The sequence below is a fragment of the Psychrobacter luti genome, assembly GCF_014192115.1.
Lineage (GTDB): Bacteria > Pseudomonadota > Gammaproteobacteria > Pseudomonadales > Moraxellaceae > Psychrobacter > Psychrobacter luti.
The window spans coordinates 445,197-469,114 of sequence record NZ_JACHXL010000003.1 but is presented as its reverse complement, the minus strand read 5'-3'; the positions used below and the strand labels follow the sequence as shown (position 1 = coordinate 469,114).

General features: G+C 44.0%; 21 protein-coding genes and 2 tRNA genes. 9 read left to right on the top strand and 14 right to left on the bottom strand.

Annotation, left to right across the window (positions count from 1 at the left end; all coding sequences use genetic code 11):
- Positions 1 to 89: 89 nt before the first annotated feature.
- The 5 genes from FHS24_RS08915 to FHS24_RS08895 all read right to left on the bottom strand — a co-directional run bounded on the left by FHS24_RS08915 (position 90) and on the right by FHS24_RS08895 (position 7,304).
- Positions 90 to 1,226 carry a Fe(3+) ABC transporter substrate-binding protein gene (locus tag FHS24_RS08915; protein ID WP_183620763.1) on the bottom strand — a complete coding sequence of 379 codons (1,137 nt, stop codon included), beginning with the start codon at positions 1,224 to 1,226 and terminating at the stop codon, positions 90 to 92.
- 260 nt (positions 1,227 to 1,486) lie between these two features.
- Positions 1,487 to 2,254, bottom strand: a complete 768-nt coding sequence (locus tag FHS24_RS08910; RefSeq protein ID WP_183620761.1) for a 16S rRNA (uracil(1498)-N(3))-methyltransferase — start codon at positions 2,252 to 2,254, stop codon at positions 1,487 to 1,489.
- Positions 2,255 to 2,262: 8 nt separating this feature from the next.
- Positions 2,263 to 3,858 (bottom strand): 3-deoxy-D-manno-octulosonic acid transferase, encoded by a 1,596-nt coding sequence (locus FHS24_RS08905; protein ID WP_183620759.1) that lies wholly within the window; start codon positions 3,856 to 3,858, stop codon positions 2,263 to 2,265.
- Between the two features lie 160 nt (positions 3,859 to 4,018).
- Positions 4,019 to 5,509, bottom strand: coding sequence for a tetratricopeptide repeat protein (locus FHS24_RS08900; RefSeq protein ID WP_183620757.1), 1,491 nt, complete (start codon positions 5,507 to 5,509; stop codon positions 4,019 to 4,021).
- Positions 5,510 to 5,651: 142 nt separating this feature from the next.
- Positions 5,652 to 7,304, bottom strand: a complete 1,653-nt coding sequence (locus FHS24_RS08895) for a cardiolipin synthase (protein WP_183620755.1) — start codon at positions 7,302 to 7,304, stop codon at positions 5,652 to 5,654.
- Between the two features lie 407 nt (positions 7,305 to 7,711).
- On the opposite strand from FHS24_RS08895, the gene FHS24_RS08890 reads away from it, so the two are divergent.
- Positions 7,712 to 7,787: transfer RNA gene (locus tag FHS24_RS08890), tRNA-Val, on the top strand.
- A 52-nt stretch (positions 7,788 to 7,839) separates the two neighbouring features.
- Positions 7,840 to 7,916: transfer RNA gene (locus tag FHS24_RS08885), tRNA-Asp, on the top strand.
- 254 nt (positions 7,917 to 8,170) lie between these two features.
- Here FHS24_RS08885 and FHS24_RS08880 read toward each other — a convergent pair.
- Entirely contained in the window at positions 8,171 to 8,608 is a 438-nt protein-coding gene (locus tag FHS24_RS08880) for a CopD family protein (RefSeq protein WP_183620753.1), read from the bottom strand.
- Between the two features lie 59 nt (positions 8,609 to 8,667).
- Here FHS24_RS08880 and FHS24_RS08875 point away from each other — a divergent pair, with 59 nt between their 5' ends.
- The gene (locus FHS24_RS08875; RefSeq protein WP_183620751.1) at positions 8,668 to 9,147 is read left to right on the top strand and encodes a hemerythrin domain-containing protein; all 480 of its coding nucleotides are present in this window, start codon (positions 8,668 to 8,670) and stop codon (positions 9,145 to 9,147) included.
- A 170-nt stretch (positions 9,148 to 9,317) separates the two neighbouring features.
- Here FHS24_RS08875 and orn read toward each other — a convergent pair whose 3' ends face one another.
- Complete coding sequence (orn, locus tag FHS24_RS08870; RefSeq protein ID WP_183620749.1) at positions 9,318 to 9,905, bottom strand: oligoribonuclease; 588 nt, start codon at positions 9,903 to 9,905, stop codon at positions 9,318 to 9,320.
- Between the two features lie 229 nt (positions 9,906 to 10,134).
- Between orn and rsgA the strand changes: the two genes are divergently transcribed.
- The 4 genes from rsgA (at position 10,135) to secB (ending at position 13,123) form a co-directional block, all read left to right on the top strand.
- Complete coding sequence (gene rsgA / locus FHS24_RS08865) at positions 10,135 to 11,238, top strand: ribosome small subunit-dependent GTPase A (protein WP_183620747.1); 1,104 nt, start codon at positions 10,135 to 10,137, stop codon at positions 11,236 to 11,238.
- Between the two features lie 190 nt (positions 11,239 to 11,428).
- Complete coding sequence (locus FHS24_RS08860) at positions 11,429 to 11,884, top strand: rhodanese-like domain-containing protein (RefSeq protein ID WP_183620745.1); 456 nt, start codon at positions 11,429 to 11,431, stop codon at positions 11,882 to 11,884.
- Positions 11,885 to 12,210: 326 nt separating this feature from the next.
- On the top strand, positions 12,211 to 12,474 hold the full coding sequence (gene grxC / locus FHS24_RS08855; protein WP_183620743.1) for a glutaredoxin 3: 264 nt from the start codon (positions 12,211 to 12,213) through the stop codon (positions 12,472 to 12,474).
- Positions 12,475 to 12,670: 196 nt separating this feature from the next.
- Positions 12,671 to 13,123 (top strand): protein-export chaperone SecB, encoded by a 453-nt coding sequence (secB, locus tag FHS24_RS08850; RefSeq protein ID WP_149488954.1) that lies wholly within the window; start codon positions 12,671 to 12,673, stop codon positions 13,121 to 13,123.
- 207 nt (positions 13,124 to 13,330) lie between these two features.
- On the opposite strand, the gene adk is transcribed toward secB, so the two are convergent.
- The 7 genes from adk to FHS24_RS12505 all read right to left on the bottom strand — a co-directional run bounded on the left by adk (position 13,331) and on the right by FHS24_RS12505 (position 20,743).
- A complete protein-coding gene (gene adk / locus FHS24_RS08845) occupies positions 13,331 to 13,987 on the bottom strand; it encodes an adenylate kinase (protein WP_183620742.1) in 657 nt (218 codons plus the stop codon).
- 219 nt (positions 13,988 to 14,206) lie between these two features.
- Positions 14,207 to 15,487, bottom strand: a complete 1,281-nt coding sequence (ccmI, locus tag FHS24_RS08840) for a c-type cytochrome biogenesis protein CcmI (RefSeq protein WP_183620741.1) — start codon at positions 15,485 to 15,487, stop codon at positions 14,207 to 14,209.
- Positions 15,484 to 16,053: a cytochrome c-type biogenesis protein gene (locus FHS24_RS08835; RefSeq protein WP_221185051.1), complete on the bottom strand. Its 570-nt coding sequence runs from the start codon at positions 16,051 to 16,053 to the stop codon at positions 15,484 to 15,486. Before FHS24_RS08835 ends, ccmI begins: the two co-directional genes overlap by 4 nt.
- Before the next feature lie 65 nt (positions 16,054 to 16,118).
- The gene (locus FHS24_RS08830) at positions 16,119 to 16,787 is read right to left on the bottom strand and encodes a DsbE family thiol:disulfide interchange protein (protein ID WP_406947780.1); all 669 of its coding nucleotides are present in this window, start codon (positions 16,785 to 16,787) and stop codon (positions 16,119 to 16,121) included.
- A 1-nt stretch (position 16,788) separates the two neighbouring features.
- Positions 16,789 to 18,798: a heme lyase CcmF/NrfE family subunit gene (locus FHS24_RS08825; RefSeq protein WP_183620740.1), complete on the bottom strand. Its 2,010-nt coding sequence runs from the start codon at positions 18,796 to 18,798 to the stop codon at positions 16,789 to 16,791.
- A gap of 240 nt (positions 18,799 to 19,038) precedes the next feature.
- A complete protein-coding gene (locus FHS24_RS08820) occupies positions 19,039 to 20,373 on the bottom strand; it encodes a hypothetical protein (RefSeq protein WP_183620739.1) in 1,335 nt (444 codons plus the stop codon).
- A 247-nt stretch (positions 20,374 to 20,620) separates the two neighbouring features.
- The gene (locus FHS24_RS12505) at positions 20,621 to 20,743 is read right to left on the bottom strand and encodes a hypothetical protein (RefSeq protein WP_265088152.1); all 123 of its coding nucleotides are present in this window, start codon (positions 20,741 to 20,743) and stop codon (positions 20,621 to 20,623) included.
- A 295-nt stretch (positions 20,744 to 21,038) separates the two neighbouring features.
- Between FHS24_RS12505 and mrdA the strand changes: the two genes are divergently transcribed.
- Both mrdA and rsmD read left to right on the top strand, forming a co-directional pair.
- Entirely contained in the window at positions 21,039 to 23,030 is a 1,992-nt protein-coding gene (gene mrdA / locus FHS24_RS08815) for a penicillin-binding protein 2 (RefSeq protein WP_183620738.1), read from the top strand.
- A gap of 64 nt (positions 23,031 to 23,094) precedes the next feature.
- Positions 23,095 to 23,805, top strand: a complete 711-nt coding sequence (rsmD, locus tag FHS24_RS08810; RefSeq protein ID WP_183620737.1) for a 16S rRNA (guanine(966)-N(2))-methyltransferase RsmD — start codon at positions 23,095 to 23,097, stop codon at positions 23,803 to 23,805.
- Positions 23,806 to 23,918: the final 113 nt, after the last annotated feature.

Sequence of the window (23,918 nt, the reverse complement as noted above, 5' to 3'; positions counted from 1 at the left end):
ACCGTGTCATACGCATAATGACGCTATTAGATGCTGAATTAATAAACACCTAATAGCTAAAAATCAACCGCTCAGCTACTGCCAGTCTATTATTTATAACCCGCTTTATCCATCATTTGAATGGCTTTGGTTTGTAGCTCACCAAATTTCTGGACGTTGATATCGTCTTGTTTAAATGGACCCCATGATTTGAGCATCTCTGATTCATCAATACCCGCTTTGACTGGGAATTCTTTATCAGCACTGGCATATAAACCTTGCGCCTCATCAGAAGACAACCACTCCATCAATTTAAGCGCGCCATCTGGATTGTCTGAACCTGTTACTACCCCAGCTCCAGAGATATTAACGTGGGTACCAGTCGTACCTTGGTTTGCCCAAAATATTTTTACAGGGAAGTTTGGTTTCTCATCAAGCATACGACCATAGTAGTAGCTATTGGCAATACCCACTTCACACTGACCGGCAGCAATCGCCTCTAACAAATTGGTATCATCGCTGAATACGTCGGTCGCTAAATTATCTACCCAACCACGAATAACTTGCTCGGTTTTCTCTTCGCCCAAGTGCTCCATCATGCTTGCAACCAATGACTGGTTATAAACTTTCTTAGAAGTACGTAGACACAATTTGCCTTTCCATTTTGGATCGGCCAAATCGGCATAGGTAGATAATTGGTCGGCACTGACTTTACTTGGGTCATAAAAAATCGTACGGGCGCGTAATGACAGACCTGTCCACTGACCTTCTGGATCACGATATTTAGCAGGGACATTTTTTTCTAGCACGCTAGAGGCAACCGGTTGCAATAAACCTTGCTCAGCTGCTTGCCATAAGTTACCGGCATCGACAGTTAATAGCATATCAGCAGGGGTATTTTTACCTTCCGCTTGTAAGCGCGCCATCAATGGGCCAGTTTTATCAGTGACCAGCTCAATTTTAACGCCTGTCTGCTCAGTATAACGATCTAATAATGGTTTGATTAACTGCTCATTACGTGATGAGTAGATGGTGACCGTTTGCCCACCAGCTGCCGTCGCATCATCATTTGTAGCCACTTCTTGCTCAGTGCTAGATTGTTCAGCATCAGCTGTCACAGCTTCAGCACCTTCTTCTGGTGCCGAGGCATTATTACAGCCAGTCAGCCCTAACATCAGACCAAATACAGCAACGGGTAAAATAAGCTTAGTAGAAGATAGATTTGCACTGATAGCAGTTAATGACATGGATTTCCCCATAATGGTGCTACGGATAAGTGAGATAAAAAGACATTAAAATCATTAGAAAATGATTGAATAGCGGGATTAATAAGACATTAATGTCTGAGAGACAATATACTAATCGAAATGAGATTAATTATCAATACATTTATTTAGTGCAACCGTGCAGCAAAATTATCGTCTAATAAACACCTTTAAACAGCCATATTTAAGCAGAATTCTAACTAACTTTTACGGGTTTGCTTTGACATTAGAGCACCCATATTCTAAAGCAGCCGCATCTTAGCATCTGAGAGAAGCCACTGCCCCAAAATGACATTAACCGCTGCTTCCGTACGCAATATACGTGGACCTATATTGACTGCCGTGCAACCTTGCTCGGCAAGTAAATCAATCTCATAATCAATCCAGCCGCCTTCAGCACCGATAAATACCATGCTCGGCAGCGCTGAGTTATGAAGTAGTTCAGGATTTTCTCGTTGTTGTTGTACATATTGCGCAAAAGACAGCGCGCTATAAGGATGAGCAACGATGGCGCGATTGGTTATTAAGCTTGCAAGCTCGTCTTCAACAAAGGGTTTAAAGCGTTTTTGTAGACTGATGCGCGGCGCAACTGTATCAATACCTTGCTGCAGCCCCTCTAGTACAAACTCGTCAAGGCGATCTAACATTGGGCTTTGCCAATAGCTTTTTTGCGTACGGTAGCTATTGATAAGAATAATATCGTTGACGCCAAGCGCGGTCATATCCATGATTAGGCGGCGTAACACTTTTGGCCGTGGCAATGCCAGCACCACTGTAAGATTGAGCTTTAGTGGCGGATTGATGGTTAGCTTTATCTCACCCAGTTCAATACTATCGGGCGCAATATCTTTAATAATAGCGCTGCCAAGTTTGCCACCCAATTGACCGATTTTTAACGTATCGCCCACCTTGGCATCCAGTACTTTATTAACATGGGCAATTTGCGTTAAATCATTAATGTAGGCAGAGCCATTTTGAAAGCTGGTATCTGGCAATAATATACAGTTCATAGCATCACTTATGTCAGCTCTTGATTCACGTCTTGATCCAGTTCTTGATTGAAAGACGGTTTTGCGTATTGCTGAATCACATCTTCAATCATTGATAACTGCCGATGCAAGACCGCTTGCTGCTGCTCGGTCATTTCTGCACCCGCTTGCCCTGCTTTTTTTGCCAATTCCAAATGGCTAAGCCAGAACTGTAGCTGCTGATAAAGAAGATTATCGTCATCGCTAGATGGCTGATTGCTCGCAATTTTCTGCTGCTGAGATAGCTGCTCGTCAGTACCAAGAGCACTATAAAATGCATTATGTGGTTGGTATAACGCCCCGACGCTCGCCAATTTATCAACCACGCTTTGGCAAGATTGGGTATAACTGCCCATCAATACCGGCGTTGCCACACTTGACGGCTCAACGGGATTATGCCCGCCAATATCGACTAATGAGCCACCCACCAATGCCACATCTGCAAGCGAATACCATTTCATCAATTCACCCATACTATCAGCCAAATAAACTTGGGTATTTGGACTGATTGCATCATCATCACTACGACGCGTCATGACCAAGCCTGATTTTTCAATTAGTTCTGCCACCTCATCGAAGCGTTCTGGGTGTCTTGGAACGATAATTAATAACGTATCCGCTAATAAAGGATTAGATAGTATTTGCTGTTGCCATGATAATACTGTCTTTTCTTCACCGCTATGAGTGCTTGCTGCCACCCACATCGGACGACCTGCTACGCCTAAATCTTCGGCATCATTTGATATTTCAGCTTCTTTGGCATCATTACTATTCAGCTTCGGGGTATTAATCACCCATTTCAGCGAGCCTGCCACGCGGATTTGTGCACTATGAGCGCCCAATTGCCGAAAGCGTTTTGCCGATTCATTATCCTGCGCAATGATAAGACTCAAGTTTTTCATCATACTGGCACTGACCGCGCCAATTTTTTGATAACTTTTAAAAGAAGCAGCAGATAACCGAGCATTGACCAAAATACTTGGGATATGATGCTCGGACAACTTGGTCAAGATATTCGCCCAAAGCTCTGTCTCTATAAACATTGCCGCAACCGGTTGCACATGTGCTAAAAATTTTTCAATCACCGCAGGGCTGTCGACAGGAACGTAGCTATGACTCAAACGGCCTTGCGCAATATCATCGGCAAAGCGACTGGCACCACGTGCAAACCCCGTCTGCGTGGTATTGGTCAACCATATCTGATAGCCTTTTGCTAATAGCACGTCGAGCAAAGGCGCGACGGTATTGGTCTCGCCTAAAGACACCGCATGGCACCAGATGACTTTTTTGCCATTGCCATTTTGATTATTGGCATTATCTTCAGTTTTCGCAGCAGATTGATAATCTGCTGTCCTACCTTGAATATTTGCATCAGGCACGGGCGGCGCAGGATAGCGCTTACCAAAACGCTGCTCCACTTCTTGCTGATAATTATCGCGCTTATGCGAGCGATGCCATACCTGTAGGCGGTATAGCGGTTTCAGCAAACCAATCGTCACCTGATAATATACAGGTGGCTTATAAACGGCTCGGCTTGGCTGAGTCGACTTATCAAAAGAGGGTAAGGAATTATCAGAAGATGGCATGAAGAAGCCCAGATTAGTAATGGATCGGACGATAAGAAGTGGCGATAAAAAGCGCGCCAATTCTACCTGAATTTAATGCTAAACAATAGTTTTTAAGCACTCGTTATTAGAAACAAGAATTTAAAAACGAGAATTTAAAACCAGAATTTAAAATAATCGCTTAGACAATAATGAAGATTAATATAGCGACGACAATAATCACCACAAACAATAGCTGATAACGTTTAAGGCTATGCTGCTCTTGCTTTTGTGTGCTGATTAACGTTTGCGCTTGCTGCCATTGACTAACCAAACTAGCCGCTTCTTCATGACCGTTTTGCGCCGCTTGCTCAAGCCAATATTTGCCATTGGTCATATCTTGCGGCACGCCAAAGCCTTGATAGTAGAGCCTACTTAATAATCGCTGGGCACGGCTGTCGTTTCTGCTAGCAGCTTGCTTCACCCATTCAACGCCTGCTTCCATACCAGCCACTTTATCCGTATTTACCCCTTCACCAAGAAGCTCATACATCGCTAAACGTAGCATCGCAGCGCTATGACCCGCATGAGCAGCGTCTTGCATTTTTACCAAGGCTTGCTGCTTTGCTGCCAAATGCTGCTGTGAAAATATAACTTGCGTGCGTGGTTTATCTTGCTTAGCAATATGCTGCTCAAATTGAGCTAAAACTTTAGAAGCTTGCTCATATTCTGTTTTGCCAGCAGTTTGTGGTACGTCTATTTCATCAAGCTCTGTGAACAACTGGGTAAAAATCTCTGGGGTTGGCGCCTCTTTTATCAGTGGTTTTACTACTAGTTTTATTGTTGGTTTTATCGCTACTTCTTTTAATCCTGCTTGTGAAGATGCTACTGGCGCAGTTTGTACTGAGGGTGCTTCTAATGGAACAGTTAATGAAGCAGTTTTTGCTAACGGCTCGTCTGTTTTAACAGGTTCATGTGTTGTTTTAAGCTCATCGTAAAAAGTATTATTAACAGTATTTGTTTGAATATCTTGGCGGCTATGTTGAGGTACTATTTTTTCAGCTACTTCTTCAGTCGCCGATTTCATAACGGCAAATATCGGTAATGCATGGTTGTTATCAACGGCGTTTGGCAGTCTTTCACTAACCGCTTGATATAGCCCGCTTGCCACTTGACCACCTTGCGCCGCTTGGAACGGTCGATCAATGTGACCAAACAGCCGCAACCCTATTGGCTCTAAGGCAAAAAATAGCGAGACAGTCGAATTAGGCTTATCAGTAGCCTCAATATCATCGCGATAGAACACGGCCATATGCTGATAAAACTCATCGGTCAACAGTGGCAAGGCAGGATAACGCTTCCGTAGCTCAAACTCACCGAACCAATGCGGCGTATACTGCCATTGCTGTGCCAATACGCGCCCTGCATAAAACGCTAAAAATACCATAAAATTACGATAGCGCTCATCTGTTAATAGCGTTGCCTCATCCCACGTGCCAGACTTTATCATGTCGCGGCGTATCTGCGACAGCAAAGTATCTACGCGCTGTAAACTTGCCAGCGATTCATCGAGTGTGCATTGATGCAATTCAGCTTCATAAGCCATGCCGCCAGCAATAGGACGGCCAGCTAAGAAATCTTGCCAATAGCCTGCTGCAATATAATCAAGGGGCGTTAAGGGCGATGCAGACATAAGGCAAGCCTATCCTTTAAAAATTGAGTGCTTTTAAAAACTAAGATTTCAAAAAACAATCATAGAAGTGGTTATATAAGTAACTGTATAAGTGAGATGATAATAAAAATAAGTAGTTTACCTTAACTTAAAAGCGAAAGCGCTACAATAAAGGACTAAATAAGCGCACCACATTATCAAATAAGCGCTCTGCCCCTTGCCGCTCTTGCCACTCTTCTAAAGTCAAAAAATGGCAGCTTTGCAAGTAGACTTCTTGACAATCAGCAACCTGCGCAACCATCTCTGGGGTATAAATGGCTAAGCTTACTTCCATATTCAAATAAAAACTGCGCATATCAATATTCACCGTACCAAACAGACAATAATCATCGTCAATGACCACCGTCTTAGCGTGTAGCAGCCCACCTTTAAATAAAGCAATGGTTACTCCTGCTTCAAGTAGTTCTTGGTAATACGCTTGGGAGGCGTGCTGCACCAAAAATGAATCCACCTTTTCGGGGACAATAATCGTTACCTCGACCCCGCGTTTGGCGGCGGTAGTCAGCGCCCCTGATAACGCTTCATCGGGGACAAAATACGGCGTGGTAATGCTAATACGTTTGTTGGCGCGATGTATCACCGTCACCAACGTATTATAAATCACATGCGCCGTCACTTGCGGCGCCGAAGGTATCAGCTGCGCCAGCACATCCTCGACGACTGGCATACGCGGTATCAAAATCGATGTCGACCCAATCTCTGGCGACTCATCAGAATCAACAAGCTCGTCTAAAACTTTGACGCGGCTGTTGATATCATTAATGGTCGGGTGCATAACATAGAGTTTACGGGTATAGGTATTCACGCGGTGATTGAGCGCGTCTAGATTATCTTTATTTTCCGCACCGATATCGGTCACCACCACCTTCGCCATCGCCGTGGCAATACTCATCGGCTCTTGGCTGACACTACGTATCGCCACATCAATCCACTGTCCAACATTTTTATTCTGTTTAAAAAACTTCGGGTCAACCAAGTTAAAGCTACCGATATAGCCTATATGTTCGTCAATAACGATAATTTTCCGATGATTACGCAAATCGGAGCGCTTAAACAAGGTTTTAAACAATCCCACCGGTAGCGACTGATGCACAAAGACTCCAGCCTCTTCTAACATCCGATGCTGCTTGCTATTAAAAAAGCTAAAACTTCCTACACTGTCTGCCAATATATGACACTCTACACCACGCTGCGCTGCTGCAATTAACGCATCCATGACCTCAAGTATCTGACCTTTTGGATAAATAATATAAAACTCCATCAGGATGATGCGCTGGGCAGCATTGATGTCTTCAATCAAATGCCCAAAAATAGCACTCGGTGTGGTCAACAGCTGCATTTGGTGGTCGGGAAAAACCCCAAAACCTGTCCAGCGCGTGCCTATTTTACTGACACCGCGATAATTATCAGGCAGTAGCTCTTGTCCTTGGTCAAACACCAACTGCTCACGCTTAGCCATATCATTCATCAGTAGCCGTGCCTGATTCATACGTGCACGATAACGCCGCCCAATCATTGGCTCACCTAGGAGTATGTAAGCGATAAAACCAACCACAGGCAAAGTATAGAGTACAGCAACCCAAGCAATCGACACGCCGATATTACGCTGTACCGAGACGATACGCAGTGTCATGACTATCATGAGAATCACGTGCAATATCAGACCCAATCCCGCAAAGTCTCCTAACGACCATGTCGTAAAGTAGTCTTCAATAGAGAGGGCTTCTATATTAAGATTATCTATGCTCGCCTCCATGACCTTATATCACTCAAACTACTTATCTATCTATTAGCTAGATGGTTTATTAAGTAGACAATTTGTTAACTAGATACTAAAAGCATTATCAGTATAGTAGCTTTTAGCAAGCACGCAATAGCTAACTGTATCATGACTCTATCGTCTGAAAATCACCCTACTAGCACCTTTATTTGACCGTTAATAACGGTTATTAACCCTAATTTCAAAAATACTTGAAATAATATTTGACAGCCATGCGTAAATGTATATAATACACACCCACAGAGCGAGGCTTTAGTTAGTTCTCTTCTGTTGAAAGTTATTCGAAGGGTGACAACTTTGAATGTTAAAACTTTTAGGAAATCCTTTTTAAGAGGTTTCATTTGTGAAGCTAAAAAAAGCACTGCTTTTTGATATGCCTCTCAGGGTGATTAGCTCAGTTGGTAGAGCGTCTGCCTTACACGCAGAATGTCGGCGGTTCGAATCCGTCATCACCCACCACTATCTAGTATAGTGTTTACACTAAGTGGCTAAATAAACTAAAAAGACCTCAGCAGCGGTAGTTCAGTTGGTTAGAATACCGGCCTGTCACGCCGGGGGTCGCGGGTTCGAGTCCCGTCCGCTGCGCCATATTTAAAACGAATTTAAACTGTAAAGTTTAAGCAAGTTTCGCCTCAAGTATTTGTTTACTTGAGGTTTTTTTGTGCTTGTTGATTTTTATCAGCTATTCATCTGCCATACTTCTCACTTTATTGAAAGCTTCTAACCACTACTTAACTAATATTGCCTTATGGAAATCTTTATCTAAAAACGACTTTGTGCTATTCCAGGCCATTTGCTACTTTCTTGCTTAGGTATTTTTTTAGCTTATAAATCGCTACTCATCAAAATCCCGTACGGAACAACGTACCGACCACAACGAATGCCACTGAAAATAGCGTCACCAAAATAATATTAATGGCAAAACCATTCAAGTTGTTGGTTGATAATCTTGGTATTACCCAAAAACGTGCATGCATAGCGACGACAGCCGTCAGCAATAATAATATCAGCTTCATACCAATCAATACGCTAATGTCATTATCAAAGGCAAACCACATACCCACATTGGGTAATATTCTATGTGCCATCCATAGCCCAGTGATGATTTGAATGGCCAATGCTGGCATACCGATTTTTTCAAACTGTCCCTCAAATTGTAACAATGCGTCTAAATTACGTGAAGTTAGTACTTTAGGCAGCACCACTAATGCTAGTATTAAATGACCACCTGTCCATATTGCTGCGCCAAGTAGGTGCAGAATTAATAGATAGTTGAACATACCGTATCACTCCAAATAATTAACCAATCATGATTTCTTGAAACATTAAGGTTTTAATTATGAAACGCGCCAATCAATTACAGCCATTGTCCCGCCAACACCATCTTGGCCTTAACCTGTCGCGCCATGCAAAAGAATGCGCTGACGAACCCGAAGAGATTGCCAAACATTGGCATAATCTCACTTCCTATCTTAACGATATGCAATATCATTTCCAAATTGAAGACAACTTAATCGCTAATGCATTAGAGCCTTATCGTGCTACTCAACCTGATGTGGCGTCAGTACTCGAAACCCTTGATGGACAACATAAGCAATTATATAAGCTAATAAATGAAGTTAAAGAATCAAAAAAATCTGGGAATACAGACATCACAGTCGCGCAGGTTAAAGCGCTTGGCACTTTATTATACGACCATATTCGATTTGAAGAACGAGAGTTATACCCTACGGTAGAAAAATATCTGACGGAAACAGAGTTAAATACTGTTTATGAAGCCAGTCCAGATAGCATTAAACGCCCTGATGAGAATCGCTAATCCATTTATATGAGAGTTAACCCAAGACAAGTTAAATAAAATATTGATTAAGCAAAAAGCCCGCAAAGAAACGTGCCATATTTTAGCATTCGTTTCATTTGCGGGATTTTTTAGTGCTTGGTATGTTGAACTGACTTTTCGCTAAAACAATATTAATAAAATATCAATCTCTAAGGCATGAGTTTAAAGAAATGCTGACGATAGTGCTTTAGCTCACGGATAGAGTCGCGAATATCATCTAACGCTAAATGACTGCCGCCTTTTTCAAAGTTTCTGAGAATATCAGGACGCCATCGGAAGCATAGCTCTTTAATCGACGACACATCAAGGTTGCGATAGTGGAAGAAGCGCTCTAGCTCAGGCATTTGACGCGCCATAAAGCGGCGATCTTGGCAAATGGAGTTACCACACATTGGTGACTTGCCACTATCGACCCACTTATTCAAAAACTTAATAGTCTCAGCTTCGGCTTCTGCCAAGGTCACGGTACTGCGGCGCACACGGTCGACCAGTCCCGACTGCCCATGTTGCTTGGTATTCCAGTCATCCATTTTATTTAATACTTGATCTGATACTTTAATGGCAAATACAGGCCCTTCGGCAAGGACATTTAAATCCTCATCTGTCACCACGGTAGCAATCTCGATGATTTCATCGTTTACGGTATCAAGCCCAGTCATTTCTAGGTCAATCCATACCAACCCTTTTTTACCTTGGTTTTTGATTTTGATTTTATTGGGATGGTCGTCGGTACTCATAAAATATCCTATAGTCAATAAATTTTGGAACAACTTACGAGCAATGTTAACCAAATAAATCACCTATAAATGGTCATGCTCAAATAACATATGTTTGCGCTTAGTCAGTGGTACTGTCTAAAAAATCTAAAACATTACAAAACCACTATCGGCTAGCGGCGCTTTAGGCTGTATGTTAGCAAATTTTCACGCTACACTTAGCAATATTTTTTTAATAGGTTCAAAACCCATGGCATTAATTCGGCAACGCAAACTGACTAAACAGCAGATTCGTCGCATCGACAAACAGCAGCTTGACAGTCAAGACAGCATCGATGACAGTTTGATGGATGGCGTGGTCATGGCGCATTATGGTAAGCAGTTAGAAGTACAGGTGACCAGCTTGCCAGCAGTGATTCCCGTGCAGCCGGAGATTGCACCCGATGATCCTGAGCCGTTTTGGCAGGAATTAACTTTAGGCGATATCTGGCGTTGTCATGTACGTACCAACTTACCGATGCTAGCGGCTGGCGACCAAGTGCGCTGGAGTGCTGATCCCAATACTGGCTTTGGACGTATCGAATCCGTAAAGCCACGCACCTCTCTAATCTCGCGTCCTGATCGCTATCATAAGCTCAAACCTGTCGCCGCCAATGTCGATATTTTAGCGATTGTATTTGCACCGTTGCCTGCTGCTGCGCCGACTCTCATTGACCGCTATTTGGTCGTTTGTCATCATGCTGGTGTGAAGCCGCTCTTAGTGCTCAATAAAGCCGACCTGCTCGCGCAAGAAAACGGTGTCGATACCAATGAGCTACTCGCACAATATGCAGCGCTTGGTTATGAGAGCGTACTGACATCAGTTGATTGTCCTGAAAATGTCGCTGATAGCGATAAGCAAGAAGGACTGGATGAGTTAAAGCGCTACATTGATAAAAAGTTGGTTATTTTTGCGGGGCAATCAGGCGTTGGTAAAAGCAGTCTAATCAATGCTCTGCTACCTGAATCGGCACAGAGCGTCAATATTATCTCTGAGAACTCAAAACTCGGTCAGCATACCACGACGACCAGTCGACTATTACCATTTAACCCAGACGACTTAACCCAAGGTGGCATTGTCGATACCCCTGGTATTCGCGAGTACGGTATTTGGCATTTGACCCCTGATGATATCATTTCAGGGTTTGTTGAGCTTGCCCCACTGGCAGGTGATTGCCAATTCCGCGATTGTCGCCATACTCATAACAGCAAAGGCTGCGCGTTATGGCAGGCGGTTGCTGATGGCGTGGTATTACAACGCCGTGTTGAAAACCTTGTCACCTTAAGAGAAGAAGCAGATACTAAACCTTATTAATCAGTGCCTTATTAATGCTTGCTTTATTAATCAGTGACTTGTTAGCCCTTATCTTATTAATCACTGCCATAGTGAACGTTGCTCATCACACGTTTACTATGGCTAGTCTAATCGGTATAATAGCGCCTTGTTCATATCGTTAGGCTGTCTTCTCAGCTTAACCGAACACTTATTTTTTTGGAGGTATGGTTTGGATCGTGCGCTGGAATTTGTGGGCAACCACCCGTTTTTATTTGGTATATTAGCCGTACTTGCCGTGCTATTTTTTGCTATTGAAAACAAACGTAGTGGCAGAAAAATATCGCCCAATACTTTGGGTATGATGGTCAACTCGCAAAATGCGCAGCTGATCGATATTCGCGCCAAAAAGAAATTTGAAACTGGTTATATCCAAGGCAGCCGTAACATACCTTTCACTGAGCTTAAAGACCGCTTAGAAGAAATTCGTGCGATTGAGCAGCCAGTAATTATCATCTGTGATATGGGCGTGCAAGCAGGCGCAGCGATTCAGATGATTGGTAAAGACAGTGTCTATCGCCTAGAAGGCGGTATCGGTGGCTGGCAAGGCGCTGGCATGCCGTTGGTTGGTGTAAAAGATGCTAAGCCAAAGAATAAAGGCAAAGCCAAGCCAAGTTTGCATAAGTAAGACAATAGATTAAGCGTCGGTTTACGCAGGGCTAATCATAAGCACAATGTAGCTTTGGGAATATACAGAGCTAATCTAAAAGACACCTTTTAACAAGGTGTCTTTTTTTATGTGGCAGTTATGCTACCGTCAGCGTTTTTCAGCCAATAGTGCTTGAATTTAGCAGTGCCATCCCCACTTTATACTGAGCAACATCGAATAGATTTGCAATTTACATATTGGTAACGGATTATGCTAATTTCTACGCTATGATTTTTTATATCACCATTTATCATATTACTTATAATAAAACTGTTGCCGCATAAATTTATAAACAAGGACTAACCATGACTGTATCTGTGAAAGTTTACACCACCCCTATCTGCCCATACTGCTCAAACGCCAAGCAATTGCTAAAAACCAAAGGCGTTGATTATGAAGAGATTGGCATGCATGATATAAGCCGTGAAGAGCGCCAAGCATTGATGCAAAAAACCAATAACTATCGCACTGTGCCACAGATCTTTATTGGCGAGACCTTTGTCGGTGGTTTTGATGAGCTCAATCAAATGAACCAACAAGGCAAACTTGACGAGCTATTGGCAGGTTAATTTGCTATCTTGTTTTGCGGTCTGTTTTTATCGAGTTAAAAATAGACGGTAGCAAGGGTAAATCAACTTGTTAAAAACCATGTTGCTGAAAAACATCGAGATAAAACCTTAAAACTCTATCTCGATTTATATTACAATGATATTTTATGACAATGACCATTTGCCCATTATTTGATTAATTTTTAGAGGAATTACCATGGCTGAAGAACAAGCACAACCACAATTGGCACTAGAACGCATTTACGTAAAAGATATGTCACTTGAAGTCCCAGGCGCGGGCGTATTCACCAAAGAGTGGAATCCTGAGCTTGATATCAATCTATCTAGCAATGCTGAAAAACTGGATGACGACCATTACCAAGTGGTATTGACGGTCAGTGTCAATGCTAAAAACGCAGAAGAAGCGGCATTTATCGCTGAAGTTCATCAAGCGGGTATCTTCTTATTAAAAGATATTCCAGAAGACCAAATCGGTCAAATTCTAGGCGCTTACTGCCCGAACGTGCTGTTCCCGTATGCTCGTGAAGTCATCAGCGACATCGTTACACGTGGTAGCTTCCCGCAGTTATTACTTGCGCCAGTTAACTTTGACCAAGCGTACGCGCAAAGCCAACAGCAAGCACAAGTTGATGCGCAAGGTAATGCGTAAAACTTAGCAGGATAAAGCATTAGCTAAGCTACATTAAACTAATAGTAGCGAAAAGCCGTTTACTTCTCTAAGTAAGCGGCTTTTTTTATGGACATTTTTTAGCTTTTATTTTAACCATTAAAAAACCCTGCTGCTAGTTATGGCTAGCGGCAGGGTTTTGAATATGACTGTTAATAAATAAATCTTATCAGCAATTCTAAAAAAGCATTAGCCTTTTAGCGCAGATAAAATCTGTTGTTTAACATCATCAATGCCTTGAGTGCCATCGAATTTGTCATATTTAGGGGCATCACCGCCTTCTTTAGCCTTGTCTTGATAGAAACCAACCAAGGTTGATGTCTGCTCATGATAAGTCGCTAGGCGGTCACGAATGGTAGATTCTTTGTCGTCTTCACGCTGAATCAATGGCTCGCCCGTCACATCGTCAATACCATCGACCTTAGGTGGATTGTGGTCAATATGATAAACGCGACCAGAACCTGCATGCTGACGACGACCTGATAAACGCTTAACGATTTCATCATCAGGTACGCTGATTTCAATCACATGGTCAATCGTCACGTTGGCATCTGCAAGCGCTTGGGCTTGTGGAATAGTACGCGGGAAACCATCTAAAATGCAGCCATTGACACAGTCAGGCTTAGCGATGCGTTCTTGCACGAGGTTAATGATAAGATCATCAGAAACCAAACCACCAGCGTTCATTACGTCTTTGGCTTGTTTGCCAAGCTCAGTGCCTTCTTTGATGGCAGCACGTAGCATATCGCCCGTTGAGATTTGCGGGATATCATATTCTTTAGAAATGAACTGGGCTTGGGTGCCTTTACCGGCGCCTGGTGGACCTAGCAAAATAATACGCATCATTATACGACTCTCCTTAAAAGATAGGATTTTGGGACTAATAAAACTTAGGGATTGGTGGGTTGCAGAGCTTACCTTACCTTGTGGCTTTCAAAAGCTCAAGTATTTTTAGTCTTGATGCGGCAAGTTACGATGACTTATCTGTTCATAGGACGAGATTGCACGCCACCAGAAGCCTGATAGCGCGCAATTATTAACCACTTATATTTTGATATTTAGTCATTAAGGAGTCTGCTGATTAATAGCCACATTGACCTGATTTTGGTCGGCGCTAATCACCACAGGATTACCCGATAAATCGCCTGACTCCGCAGTAGCGTTACCACTATGACTGATACGGGCAATGACGGCGAGCTGAACTTTATCAGCACGGGCAGAAGCTAACGTACGCTCTGGCATCATAGCATCCAAGTCACTTAGGCTAATATTTGCCTCACCCTGCTTAATCACACTAATCGGTAAACGCTTAGCGGCAAATGGCGGCCCACCTTTGACATCACGGATAGCGACAAATAACACATCATCCGCTTTGACTAATGGCAACAGACTGGCACTGATAGAGACGGTAACGTCAACGCCTTCAGAAGCTTGCTGCTGCTGCGTGCTTACATTCGCACTCAACTCATCAAGGCTTGCCAGCGCTTGGCTATGGTCGCCCGGTTTGGCAGCAATACTGGCACGTAGACGCTTAATCCAGCCTTGTGCTTGTTCAAAGTTATTACCACGTGCTTCGCCCATTGCCATCAGCATTTGAGCGCCTTCATGTTGTGGATTCTTCGCCAACACATCTTGTAAGACACGGCGACTATTGGCATCGAGCTGTCCTTTATTAGCAAAAAAGCTGATTTGCGCATAAGTAGTGGCAATCTCTTCATTATCTGGTGACAAACGATAAGCGCGCGACAATGCTTCAAGTGCCGAATCGGTGGCCTCTAATGACAAGAATAATTCAGACAGACGCATCCAGCGATCAGGATCATCAGCGTGACGATAGACGTTGGTCTGCATGGCACTAATCAATTGTGTACCGTCTTCAATCGCCCAAGCTGGTGGCTGATCGATTTTACCGGTCAATAAGTCATCGGCTACTTGCGCGACTTTATCTTCCGCTGCCCATAATTCAAACACCGGCGTGCGGTCGCTGATTAAAAAGTAAGCCAATCCTGCTAATGCTGGCACCCATACCATGATAATCAGACGGCTTTTGATACCGGGCGCGACCATCGGCGTTACGGTACGCTGCGCATCCAATAACTGGCGCTCAAGCTCAAGCTTTTGATTTCGATAATGCACCTCATCGATAGTGCCGCCGTCTTTATCCGTTTGCAGCTCTGCTAGGCGCTCACGAAATACTGCAATATTGATATCTAGCAGCTGATTGTCAACCGGCTTATCTCGTAAGCGTGACGCCCGCAGCCATGGCATGATAACGATGACCGCCAGTAACAGCGCAATCAGTAAGCTTAGGGCAATAAATAAGCCAAAAGTAGAAAATAGGTTCATTTTTTGTCCTCTGTACTGGTGATGTCATGCTCGTTATTGTCATTGCTATGTTTATTGCTACGCAATAACAGACGATCAAGTTCCGCTTTTTCTGCCGCTGATAATGCTGCAACACTATCTACAGTGACACCGCTTTGACCACGGGCAACGCGCTGGCTACGTTTACTTTGCCAAAACCAGCCAATCACCAGCACAATCAATAATAACGGCGGAAAAAACCATAGTATCCATGTCGATGGACGGACGGGCGGCTTATAAGTAATAAAGTCACCATAACGCTCTTGCATATAAGCACGTATCTCGGTATCACTACGACCTTCTTTAATCAAATCATAGGTTTTTTGCTTTAAATCTTGCGCAATCGGCGCATCAGAACCAGCTAGATTTTGGTTTTGGCATTTTGGACAGCGCAGCTCTTCAATAAGACCGCGATATTGCGCTTCTTGCTGTACGGAATCGAAGTCATAAACCTCAATCGCTGCATGCGCACTAAAACTAATGCCAAAACTGAGCAGACAAGCAAGCAGTAAGCCTGCTAGCTTTATCGTGAGGTTTTTTAAAGGCATTGCTTGTACATACATAGCTTTTGAGCGTATTTCTTTTACGCGTCTAGCTTTTAAGTAGAGAGCCATCATTTGCACATCTCCTTAACCTGAGTAGCGTCTGGGCTAACATTATTCTTGTCGGCTTCATTGAGCAGCATCAAACAAGGCGTGATACGGCTTTGCCAATTGCTCTCATTAATCTCACCAACGATATGCTGACGAATAACACCTTCGCCATCAACCACAAAGGTTTCAGGAGCGCCTGTTAAACCTAAATCTAAGGCAAATTGACCAGACAAATCCTGAATAGACATTGAGAAAGGATCGCCGCCGCGATTTAGATATCCTAAGGCGTCACCGATATCATCTTTATAATTGACCCCAACCAGATTGACGCCGCGTTCTTCTAATTGCATCAAAAAAGGATGCTCAATGATACAAGTTGGGCACCAAGAGCCCCAAATATTCATCAAAAACGGCTGATCCGGCAGATTATCATTGGTCATAATACGACTGGTATCTGACAATAATGGCAGCTCAAATGTTGGTACCGGACGCTCAAGCGCGGTGTTGGTGACGATATCCGTTGGCTGACCCAAGCGCATATATAGCATGACTACAAAACCAGCAAAGACAATCAGCGGAATCAAAAACCATATTCTGATTTGGCTTTTTTTCATCGTTTTAGTGGCTTTATTATTAGCAGCTGCTTTGTTCTCAGGCGTTTTTTGGGAAGAATTATCTGATGGACTCATCTTATTTCTCCCCTATTTCAGCTTCGGTGATGAAGCCTGCTTTATTCGCCGCCATTTGAGCGGGTGTTTTAGTCTTTTTAATACGATAGCGGCTATCGAGCATACTTAATAGACCACCTAACGCCATGATAATCGCACCAAGCCATATCCAGCGAATAAGTGGCTTAACATAAATACGTACCGCCCACTTATTACTGTCTTCAGCGATAGGCTCGCCAAGTGCCACATAGACATCACGCATGAGACTGGCATCAATCGCCGCCTCGGTCATTGGCATCATACTAATCACATAAGTACGTTTTTCAGGATACAAGGTCGTCACTTTTTGCCCGTCTTTGGTCACCTCTACCTGCGCTTGCACACCATCAAAGTTGCTGCCTCTGACCTCGTGAAAATCTTTGACTTCAAAGTCATAGCCCTGCACATGCACGGTATCATTTTCGCCCAATGCCACATCCCGCTCAATACTTAAGGTACTGGTAAAGGCAACACCGATGACAGCTATTATTACCCCAATATGCGCGGTCTGCTGACCCCAATAGCTCAAACGTAACTGACCTAGACCCTTAAAGAAACTCGGTGCATTTTTGGTTTTGTCTTTAAAGTCAACGACCATCCAAAACAACACCCAAAAACTCACGGCTAGCGTCACGCCAATATTAAGCATGTCAGAAGGGCTGAAGAAATAAGCAATAATCGCCGCCAATACCAGACTGCTGACCGCAATGACCATGCCTGCGCCCAACAGCGGACGACTGTCTTTCTTCCAGCGGATATTAGAGCCCATACCCATCGCTATTAGCAACAACCAAGTTAATGGCACAAATAGCGCATTAAAATACGGAGGACCTACAGAGACCTGACCCAAATTAAAGGAGTCCGCGATAATAGGATAAAGCGTCCCGAGCAGTACCACTAAGGTTGAAATGAGGATAATAACGTTATTAATCACTAAAAATGATTCACGCGATACCAGCTGATACTGACTTTCAACCGTCAAACGCCAACCGCGAATGGCAAACATCAGCAGGCCACCACCAACGATAATACCCAAAATCACTAAAATGACCAGACCACGCGTTGGGTCAGCAGCAAACGAATGCACTGAGGTAATGACCCCAGAGCGTACAAGGAAAGTACCCAAGAGACTTAAGGCAAACGCAAAGATGGCCAGCATAATGGTCCATGCTTTAAACACACCGCGCTTCTCGGTCACAGCCAACGAGTGCAGCAATGCTAAACCGGCAAGCCAAGGCATCAGTGAAGCGTTTTCTACCGGATCCCAGAACCACCAACCGCCCCAGCCAAGCTCGTAATAGGCCCACCAAGAGCCAAGTGCGATACCAATCGTCAAAAAGCCCCAAGCAGCCAGCGCCCATGGACGCGACCAACGAGTCCAAACGGCATCTAAGCGCCCTTCCCATAATGCCGCCATACAAAAGGCAAACGGCACAACCATGCCCACATAGCCCATATAGAGCATCGGTGGATGGATAATTAAACCGAAATCTTGGAGCACAGGGTTTAAATCTGCGCCATCGACCGGTAGGTTTGGCAACGTGCGATCAAACGGCGACGAGGTAAAGATGAGCATCGCTAGCATCATCAGCTGTACGCCAGCCAATATCACCAGTACGCGTGCGCGCATTGACAATGGCAAACCACGGCTAAAGTAGGACACCAGCGCACACCAAGTGGCCATGATGGTCATCCAAAGCAATAGCGAGCCTTCATGCCCGCCCCAAGTCGCGGACAACTTATAATACCAAGGCAACAAGGTATTAGAATGCTGAGTGACATAGACCAAGCTAAAGTCATTAAAATAAAAGCCTGCCATCAATGCGCCAAACGACACAATCATGGCCGCAAACTGTGCCCATGCTAAGCTTGGTGCGAGACGCTGCCAAGCAACATGGTTACTCATGACGCCAATAGTTGGTAATACCACCTGCAAAATCGCCAATACGAAAGCGGCCAGCAAGGCAAAATAACCCAATTCTGTGATTAACATACGGTCTAACCTTGTTTACCTTAATACGGTCATTGTTTATTTTAGGGATTGGTGTTGCGGGATATTCGAAAGTATCCCGTATTCGTTACTGTAGGTGTGTTCGGTTGCTATTATTATACGCTTATCGCCATCAGCCGTTGCAGCTTGAGGCGCTTACAGCATCGTACATTAGCGTCAACTTGTCACGTTTCTGTATCCACTCTGTATGCGATGTGTGTAAAGAACATAAAAAACCATCTATTACTGCATTGCAGGGAAAAACACCAAGACCAGATGCAACCAACCTGCCAAAAACCCTGTCAAGCCGCCCAATACAATAAGGGTCATCTCATCTTCACGAAAAGCAGGGCGCAATAAGTTTTGAAACTCATCGGGTGATAGCGCGCGAATACGGTCGCGAAATAGCCCAAAAATTTTACTGGCTCGGCTTTCATTGAGCTCAGGGTCACGCAGTGGCACCATAGTAGCGACGATTGATTTGTCAATAATGGTATTTTTTAATTGCCCAAACTCACGGCGACCCAGCCCTACTCTTAAGGTTGTATTTATAACTGGCGATTCTAACACTTTATACAGGTGGGATTTCATCAGCTCACGCGTTTCAATAGCGCGGTCACCATACATCATCTCATTCATGATGTTTTCAAGTGTCACTAAATCTTTGACTACAATCTCAGCAAAAACCTCAGAGACTTCCTCTTGGCGCTTCATAAATCCACCTTGAAAGCGGTACGGAGCGATGTGCGGTAGCTGCGGCTTAATAAATGGGAAGCGACTTTGCAGTGCAAAAAACTTCACATAGGGAATAAAATGCGGCTCAACAGGATTAAAGACCATCCAGATCGCAATCCAATTGGTTAGAAACCCCCAAATAGCGGCAAAAAACGGTACGGTCCAATGCTGCGGCACCACCAAAAATATAAACATTTGGATAATACCGAATACCAAGCCAATCAAGGCACTGATATGCCAAATAAAATCGATCTCTTTTTGCCCAACTTTTAGGAACATATTGACCATCAAGCGACGGTCGCTTTCCATCTTATTGACAATCATCTTACGCATATCGACCAAATCTTCGACGTGATAGGTCAAATCTGTCACCAAAGACTGCATAATATTTGGCAATTCTTGGTGCGCTTGAGCATAAACTCGGCGCTTTAATGCGTAAGGAAGATTGCCCCACAGCGCTGGCGAGTGGTCAAGCATAATCTCATCAATCAAGACCTCAAGATTTTCATCGACCGCATTGGTGATAAATACCGCCATCTGATCTGGTTCCATCGCCTGAAAAAACTCATCGAGCGAACCGAGCTTTGAGAGCGTCTGATCGACGATGACACCAGATATCTTGCCAGCTTTGCGCGGCACAATACCTTGCCAACCTAATCCCGGTAAGCCAAAAAACGGAAAGTTTGGAATCCGAATGCCCCAAAACTTGACCGGATAAAATAGCATCTTGAGTGCCATCCACACATGTATCCAAGTGACAAACGCCGTCACCGGTGGAATGGTCAGCATAGCAAAAAACTCGGGATGTTCCGCTATCGTCTGCCACAATGAATTTGCATCCATGACTCTACTTATCCTTGAGGTAATGATTGTCGTTGTTAACCAAATATCCTGAGCAGATTAAGAACGCTTAACAAAAAGCCGCTCTATCCCCAATAACCACATAGCTAAGAAATAACGCTGTAACTAGCTAAAATAAATCGCCTGATTTTAGCATACTTGCTATTCATTAGCACATATCGACCCTAGGCAAGTTGTGACTAGCGATGACACGTTTTGCCCGCTACTTTCACTCCTAAAACCTTTACTATCATCTAGCAGCATGAACCATCAGCATATCGCTAATCACAGCGTTTGATTCAATCAAAAAAAACGCCATGACAAGGCTAAACACGGTGACAGCAGCCACACTAAAAACAAAGATGATTATCATAATGATAACTCTATAAAATAAGTAACAGCGTACTGCGCCGGTTCATTTGTTCTGTTATAATTTATGGTTGCCTTGCGCTGACTGTTAGTCGCTATACGCAGGCAAATCAATCGAGATTTTATTGATAAAATATCATGCTATATTATTGAAAGAGTGCAGCTTATCCTTTATGCTCACCTCGCTTTAAATGAATGAACCTAGCGCTCTCTATCTCTCCTCATACTGACTCTTATTGATTTATTCATGATCAATGCATAAACGACCGATTCACTGACCGTCCGGGTACTGACCTTATATGAACAAACCGCTCACTCCCGATACCGAACAGGTTAATCGTATTTTTACCAGCCGCGTTATCATCCTTGGGCTATGCATGTTTGTGGGTTTGACAGGTTTGATTGCGCGTTATGGTTATCTGCAAGTCTATGCCCACGATAAATACACCACCCAAGCCGATAACAATCGCATTAAGCTGATTTCTGCGCCGCCCAGTCGCGGTTATATTTACGATCGTAATGGCGTTATATTGGCGGACAATCAGCCCGTATTTACTGCTATGTTGAGTCCGGATGAAGTTGAAGACCCAGAACGCACGCTAAATTTGCTCGCGCCTATCTTTGATTTAACCGATGAAAACATCACCGATATTTTGGCGCGCTTAAGCAAAACCAAAAATGACCCTGTGACCATCAAGATTGATTTAACCGAAGCGCAGTTGGCGCAGTTTAGTGAACGAAAACCCTTTTTTCGTGGCGTCAGTATTCAGAGTAAGCTCACGCGCTCTTATCCTTATGACGAGCTGTTTGCGCATGTAATTGGTTACGTCGGACGGATTAACGATAAAGAGTCGAAGCAAATCAATAAGGACCGTTATGCTGGTACCGACCTTATTGGCAAGATTGGCATAGAAGATTTTTATGAAGATATTTTACTTGGACAGCCAGGTTACCAGTCAGTAGAAACCGATGCACACGGCAATGTCATCCGCCAACTCGATACCAAAGCCCCAATCGCTGGTAATGATATAACCCTCAGTCTAGATTATGGCTTGCAAGTCGTGGCACAGCAGCAGCTTGATGGTCGTCGCGGCGCAATCGTCGCTATCGACCCAAAAAACGGCGATGTGTTGGCTTTCGTTAGTAATCCAAGCTACGACCCCAATCCCTTTATCTCTGGTATCTCTTTTAGAGATTATGGTGACCTGCGAGAAGACCTTGACCAGCCGCTCTATAATCGTGCGCTACAAGGCACCTATCCGCCCGGCTCAACTATTAAGCCTTTTGAAGGTTTAGGTGGTATTCATTACGGCTTACGTGATTGGGAAACGACCATTTACGACCCTGGTTATTTTAGCCTACCGGGTGACTCGCACCGTTTTCGTGACTGGAAAAAAGGCGGACACGGTACGGTGGATTTGAAAAAATCCATCGTGATGTCGGTCGATACTTATTATTATAAACTGGCATACGAGATGGGCATTCAGCGCTTACACGACTGGATGGTGCGCTTTGGTTTTGGCGAACAAACGGGGATTGACCTGCCCAATGAAAAATCAGGGATTATGCCATCGCCTAAATGGAAAAAAGACACCTATGATAAAGGTTGGCTGCCAGGTGAAACCATCTCTGTCAGTATTGGTCAAGGGTATTTCTTAGCCACACCGCTACAGATTGCCAATGCCACCGCCATGACTGCCAATAAAGGCTATCACATCACCCCGCATTTATTAAAAAGCAGCGACGGGGCGGCGGCGGTCGACGTTATTACTAAGCCTGATGGCAAAATCGAATATAACGGCAAACCTTCTGACTGGTTACGCATGCACGATGCCATGGAAGAAACAGTTAAGGCAGGTACTGGACGTGGGGTCTATACGCCGCGCTATCGTATCGCTGGCAAGACAGGTACGGCGCAGGTAAAATCGATTGCCCAAGGTAAAAGCTATAATAAAGCCGCCCTTGATAAACGCCACTGGGACCATGCTTGGTTTAATGGATTTGCCCCTGTAGAGAACCCAGAGATTGCCCTTGCTGTCTTAGTCGAGAACGGTGGTGGCGGTAGTGTGGTTGCCGCTCCTATCGGTCGTGCCTTGTTTGATTATTGGATGTTACAGCGCAAAACCGACCCTATTTTGCCGCCTACTGCCGATCAATTAAAAGTCATTAAACGCCAAAAAGCGTTTGAAAAAGCCATGCGTGATGCTATGCGTGATAACGAACAAGCGCTCGCAGAGCAAGCAGAAGCACAAGGTGCGGAAGCAACAACGACCGCGGCTACCTCTGAATAAGATAGTATTCATCAATAAGAACGGTTCATAAGATAGTTAATAACAGGGTGAAAAAGAAAACGCTATGAAAAAAACATCCCGTGCGCGACAGCCTAAAAAAACGCTGAAAACAAAAGCAAAAACACAAAATAGTGCTGCTGGTGATGTGCGGATTATTGGTGGTCAGTTTAAGCGCCGTAGCGTGAGCTTCATCGATGCTGAAGGCTTGCGTCCGACGCCAGACCGTTTGCGTGAGACCTTATTTAATTGGTTAATTGCCGATATTCATGACGCCCAAGTGCTTGATAGCTGCGCTGGCAGCGGTGTTTTAGGCTTTGAAGCGTTATCACGTGGCGCAGCGTATACTACCTTTATCGAAATAAATCCGGTGCAAAACAATATGCTGCGTCAAAGCGCTGAGCAGTTACGCTTAGACACCGCTAACTATCAAATCATTCAAGGGACTGCCGAGCAAGTACTGACTCAAAACCAAACCCTTCCTCATCATTTTGATATCGTCTTTATCGACCCACCTTATGCCCAAGATTTATGGCAGCCGATTTTAACAGCATTGATAAAGCAATTATTAATCAGTACAGAAACGCTGATTTATCTAGAGGCGGATAAAGATTTAACACTGCAATTGAATCAATTGGTAGCAAGTCTTAACGAAAGTTCTGAGCCTCGATCCGAGCCTCAAGTAGAGACAGTGCAAGGCATCGTAGGTTTTGAGTGCTTAAAACAAACTAAAGTTGGACAAGTTGTCGCTGGACTTTATCGTCTATTGCCGTCATAATTGTCCGGTTAATGAATACTATTAATAAAATTTACAAATGTTTAAAACCGCTAAAAAACTGGCCAACGCTGCAGTTTAATGTATATAAGGCGAAAATAAACCCCAATGCAGCT